The 5,108-nt window shown below is 45.9% G+C and carries 7 protein-coding genes and 1 pseudogene; 6 read left to right on the top strand and 2 right to left on the bottom strand.

The features are described 5' to 3' along the window. A partial coding sequence (locus B7Y67_RS10505) for a transglycosylase domain-containing protein (protein ID WP_293598601.1) occupies nt 1-624 on the bottom strand: 624 nt, incomplete at its 3' end. Nucleotides 625-764: 140 nt separating this feature from the next. Between B7Y67_RS10505 and B7Y67_RS10500 the strand changes: the two genes are divergently transcribed. From B7Y67_RS10500 to aroB, 4 genes are read left to right on the top strand one after another with little or no spacing between them, the layout of a single operon-like run. Beyond that, nucleotides 765-1,445, top strand: coding sequence for a hypothetical protein (locus B7Y67_RS10500; RefSeq protein ID WP_293598600.1), 681 nt, complete (start codon nt 765-767; stop codon nt 1,443-1,445). Nucleotides 1,446-1,495: 50 nt separating this feature from the next. Then, entirely contained in the window at nt 1,496-2,563 is a 1,068-nt protein-coding gene (locus B7Y67_RS10495) for a secretin and TonB N-terminal domain-containing protein (protein WP_293598599.1), read from the top strand. 51 nt (nt 2,564-2,614) lie between these two features. Beyond that, entirely contained in the window at nt 2,615-3,100 is a 486-nt protein-coding gene (locus tag B7Y67_RS10490; protein ID WP_215387824.1) for a shikimate kinase, read from the top strand. A gap of 8 nt (nt 3,101-3,108) precedes the next feature. Then, the gene (gene aroB, locus B7Y67_RS10485; RefSeq protein ID WP_293598598.1) at nt 3,109-4,191 is read left to right on the top strand and encodes a 3-dehydroquinate synthase; all 1,083 of its coding nucleotides are present in this window, start codon (nt 3,109-3,111) and stop codon (nt 4,189-4,191) included. Nucleotides 4,192-4,210: 19 nt separating this feature from the next. Here the strand turns inward: aroB and cyaY are convergent, their stop codons facing one another. After that, on the bottom strand, nt 4,211-4,594 hold the full coding sequence (gene cyaY, locus B7Y67_RS10480; RefSeq protein WP_215303690.1) for an iron donor protein CyaY: 384 nt from the start codon (nt 4,592-4,594) through the stop codon (nt 4,211-4,213). A gap of 47 nt (nt 4,595-4,641) precedes the next feature. Between cyaY and B7Y67_RS19505 the strand changes: the two genes are divergently transcribed. After that, the gene (locus B7Y67_RS19505) at nt 4,642-4,833 is read left to right on the top strand and encodes a lipoprotein (RefSeq protein WP_363927107.1); all 192 of its coding nucleotides are present in this window, start codon (nt 4,642-4,644) and stop codon (nt 4,831-4,833) included. Further along, a pseudogene (locus B7Y67_RS10475) lies at nt 4,830-5,108 on the top strand (diaminopimelate decarboxylase); the annotation flags it as partial. The gene B7Y67_RS19505 and the pseudogene B7Y67_RS10475, both read left to right, overlap by 4 nt.

Here is a 5,108-nt window from a genome sequence, read left to right as displayed (position 1 = left end):
TTGCCCCAAAAAAATCTGATTCATGTATATCTCAAGAATCTTATCTTTGCTTAATTGAGACTCAATTTCCCAAGAGAGGAGAACTTCATAAATCTTACGACTAAAGGTTTTTTCGTTACTCAGAAAAAAATTCCGGGCAACCTGCATGGTGATGGTTGATGCACCCTGAGAAAGATTACCGCGTAAATTGGTGAGCGCAGCCCTTAAGATGCCCACGTAATCAACGCCACCATGAGAGTAGAAACGATCATCCTCAATGGCCAAGACTGCATTACGCATGGTCATTGGTATTTCGCTCAAAGGAATTACCTTTCGGCGCTCCTCTCCAAACTCACCTATTAAGACTTTGTCAGCTGTATAGATACGTAATGGTGTTTTTGGGTTGTAATCAACTAAAGCGGAAATTTTCGGCAAATTCGGCTTCGCAATTAAGAAGGCGTATCCCAGTAGCAATGTGACCACCACCGCAAAGAGCATAGTGATAATTAGTAAGGCCTTAATCAGGGGATTACTTCCAGATTTTCTCTTCGAGAAGCCCTCCGCTCTTGGCTGACCAGGGCGTCTATCAGGCTGTCGGTTGAACCGCCCATTTAAGGGCGGCTTGTCTTTTGGGGGTAGAGCCATAGAGTCAAATTATAGGGTGCTTACGCATTTTCCCCGAAAGCTCCAAAACCCTTGTTTTAAATATTTTTTAGCAGATTTTTCTGACAGCCAATTCTGCTTATACCGATCGTTTTTACTATTCTCAGGGCAAACAATATGGCATGCCTCCACGCCATATTTCCCCCCAATCTTTTGACGATATTCTGAGTGAGCTCGGAGACGACCCTGCCATTCCAGACCCCCATGGCATTCGCAAAACATCCTGCCCTCCCAGAGTTGATGCAACACCCCAAAACAAAACTCCCAAGTCTGCTTTTTCTGCTAAATCCTTTGAACTAAAGGGCCTGACTTTCAGTTCACCTTGGATCGTTGGCAGCATCCTATTGCTCTGCGGGGGATGCCTCTTTTTTTATTTTGATGGCAATCAATCTGGGAACGAACTTGAGATAAGAACCCTAGAAAACCAACTATTGGCACTCAAAGAAGAATTTGAACTCTCGCAAAACGAATGGGCATCTGAGAAAGAGAATCTATACCAGGCAATAGAAGAAATAGAAGTAAGTATTCACTCAATTGAGATAAAAACGCCAACTCAGAGCACTCAAAGTAAACCGGTAGTGATTCCGCATGAGGCTGAACTTCGTCGCTGGCGATATTTAGGCATCACCCGTATGGGGACAGCGGAGCAAGCCTTTTTCCATACCGGCAATTCCACAAAAATGGTGGTCAAGGGGGATACAGTTCTGGGGGAATGGCGCCTAACCCAATCCGAAAAAGAGCTAGCTGTTTTGACTCACCCGAAAGGGAAATCCATCACTTTTAAGTCGACCCAATCAGAGTAACCCTATTGAAAATCCCATTAAAAACCCTCGCCAACTTTCTACTCTTATTGATGGCTGTTTATTTGAATCCAGCCCTCGGAAGCCACCCCGAAGCAAACTCATCGGTGTACCGCAAAGATAGTCGCATTAGCCTGCAATTTAGCCAAATTGAATTGACCGAGTTATTGCAGGTTTTAGCCAAAATGGGGGATACCAACTTTCTCCTCAGCGAATCCATTCAGGGCAAGATTTCAGTTGATCTTAAGGACACCCCTTGGCAAACCGCCCTCCATTCCATTCTTGCAAGCCGAGGCTTGAGACTCGTTCGAAATGGAGATATTTACTGGATTGGCCCTCATGCAGAAATTCAAAGTTTCCAAAAGTATCGACGGGAAGACGCCGCCCTACCTTTTGGAGGCGATCACATTAATAGCCCTCGGCAAATTCTCATAGAAGCTCGCATTGTTGAGGCTGATCAGCGCTTTGCCCGCGAACTTGGAGTGAAGTTGGGGTATCAGGCTAATGGTATTGGTGGTCACCCAGACCAAAATGCCAACGCCAATCTCGATCTAGGAGGGGCTGGCTTAGCTGGCTTTAACCCGGCCACATTGGCTGCAACTTTGGTTTCCAAGAATGCAGCCCGCCTTCTGCAAATAGAGCTCTCAGCTCTGGAATCCGATGGTCAAGGCAAGATTTTGTCTAACCCCCGCATCATGACTGGCGACCAAGTTAAAGCCACAATTGAGCAAGGAACCGAGCTTCCATATCAAGTGAGTTCTCAAAGTGGGAGCAAATTGCAGTTTCGTAAGGCGAACTTACGCCTAGAGGTCTTGCCGAAAATTCATCCAGACGGAAAGATCTCCATGCTGGTCGGTATTAATAAGGACACTATTGGCATGAAAACCGAGCAGGGTTATGCCATTGACACTAAAAACCTCAGTTCTGAGGTCACGGTTGAAAATGGGGGCACGGCCATCATTGGGGGCATCTTTCAAACCACCGAACGTGATGACGAGGTCAAGGTTCCACTTCTCGGAGATATTCCTTTGATTGGGCATTTATTTCGCCATAAATCTAAATTGGCAGATAAAACCGAACTATTAGTCTTCTTAACCCCCACTGTGCTCGACAAACACTAATAAAATCGAGGGGTGAACTCTTCATCAAACAATATCTTCCTAATTGGCCTTATGGGCGCCGGGAAGTCGACTGTTGGTAAATTGCTGGCCAAGAAATTGGGTCGCCGCTTTTTAGATGCTGACCATGTGATTGAAGATCGTTGTGGAGTCAAAATTCCCGTCATTTTTGAAATGGAAGGTGAAGATGGCTTTCGCAAACGCGAGGCTCAGGCCATTAAAGACATTACAGCTGAACATGATGTCATCTTGGCAACTGGCGGTGGTGCCGTCCTACTACCAGAGAATCGTCAATTCCTCAGTGAAAGAGGAACAGTCATTTATTTGCACGCTAATCCAATGGAGCTATGGCATCGGACTAAAGGTGGCGAAGGTAGGCCACTTCTTAAAAATGGTGATGCAAAAAAGATTTTAGAAAACCTATACGCTATTCGTGATCCCCTGTATCGCGAAATCGCTGACTATGTCATTGAAACTGGAAAGCCCAGTGTCAATCAACTAGTCAACACTCTTATCATGCAACTCGAACTCTCCGCATAAATTTATCCATGAAAACATTAGAAGTTGATCTAGGCAATCGTAGCTACCCCATTCATATTGGTACAGATTTAATTGATCAGCCAGAATTATTTAGCGCCTGTGAAAAAGCGACATCGATTTATATCGTTACCAATACTACGGTAGCCCCTTTATATGCAGAGCGTCTAACCAAGACCTTAGAGAAACTCGGCAAGCCAGTCAGAACCATTGTCTTGCCTGATGGAGAGTCTTATAAGGACTGGAAAAATCTTCAGTTAATTTTTGATGACCTTCTGAAGTTTGGCGCTGATCGTCAAACCATGTTGGTTGCATTAGGTGGCGGCGTCATTGGTGATATGACTGGCTTTGCTGCTGCTAGCTTTATGCGCGGTATCCGCTTCATTCAAGTGCCAACAACCTTACTAGCTCAGGTGGACTCCTCTGTCGGCGGCAAGACAGGCATTAACCATCCACTTGGGAAAAATATGATTGGGGCGTTTCACCAGCCTGCAGCAGTCATTGCCGACCTCAATACATTGAAGACATTACCTGCCCGCGAGCTATCTGCGGGCCTAGCTGAAGTAGTCAAGCATGGCGCTATTGCGGATGCGGAGTTCTTAAGCTGGATTGAATCAAATGCAAAATCTTTATTGGCATGTGATACCGCGGCAATGGCACATGCAGTGTTACGTTCTTGTGAAATTAAATCCGCGGTTGTTTCAGCGGATGAGAGAGAAGGTGGCATTCGCGCTACTCTCAATTTTGGACACACCTTTGGTCATGCGATTGAGGCCGGCATGGGTTATGGCGAGTGGTTACATGGTGAAGCCGTTGGCTGTGGCATGGTCATGGGAGCGGACCTCTCACGACGCCTGAACTTCATCACTCAAGATGAGGTCAATCGCCTTACTCGCATTATTCAGTCTATGAATCTACCGATTGCGCCTCCGAAGTTTGGTGCGCAACGTTATATGGAATTAATGCAAGTAGATAAAAAGACTGAGGGCGGTCAGATTCGATACGTTGTCTTAGAAAAGATTGGCAAAGCTCAAATTAAGAGCGTTCCCGATACTCAAGTTATCGAGACACTCACAGCAACTGGGGCGGTTTAATTTCCCGGGCTATCGCCGCTTATTTCCGGAGAAGTCCAATAGTGATCGCCTGACCAGCTTGAGCGCTAGCAAACTCTGATAAGTCACTCAATAGCTCGCGCCCAGTTTTGGTATCCAACCACCGCGGTGAAGCCACAGAACCAGCCCAGCGATAGTGATAACCGCCAGATTTAGCCGCTACCCAAATTTCATGTAGAGGGGGTTGGGTATTAACCACAATCACACTGCGATCCCTAAATCGAATATTGATGACATTTCCGCCTTGGCGCTCAACATCGAGATCGAGGTCCAATTCATCATCTGCGGCCTCTAAAGCCGCTTCAATTGACTGCAACAAATTACTGCCCAACTGATGGAACTGCTTATCGTCAATGGTTTCTACAGTCAAATTACCCGGCTTCATATTAGAGTCCTGCATGCTATATTCAATCATTCGTTTTAGAGACATTCATGATAGCGATTCTTAAAAGAACTCTCGGCATTAGCCTTCTAATATCCCTTGTTGGATGTGGGGTTAGAGGGCCTTTATATTTGCCAAATGTGCCACCGGCACCTAGCCCTCCCTCTGAACCAGAGCCCAAAGGTAAGCTCTATCCACCCCAAAGCCCTGCTGCCACTAACACATCATCGGCCAAGCAATGACAAGTAAAGCGATTCCACTCCCCGACTTAGCTGGATTTACAGAACGCAGTGGCACTTGGTATGCAGAAGAAATTCCTTTGTCAGATTTGGCAAAAGAGTTCGGCACACCCCTGTATATCTATAGCAAGAAGGCCTTAACTCAAGCGTATCAAGCCTATGACAAAGCGTGCCTAGATTCCTCTGGCAAAAGACGTGCCCGTGTCCACTATGCAATGAAGGCTAATAGCAATCTTGCAGTGATTGATTGCTTTAAAAAATTAGGCTCTGGATTTGAC

The sequence above is a fragment of the Polynucleobacter sp. 35-46-11 genome (assembly GCF_002281105.1).
Note: the sequence above shows the minus strand (reverse complement) of the source record. Positions and strands in the feature narration are given on the sequence as shown.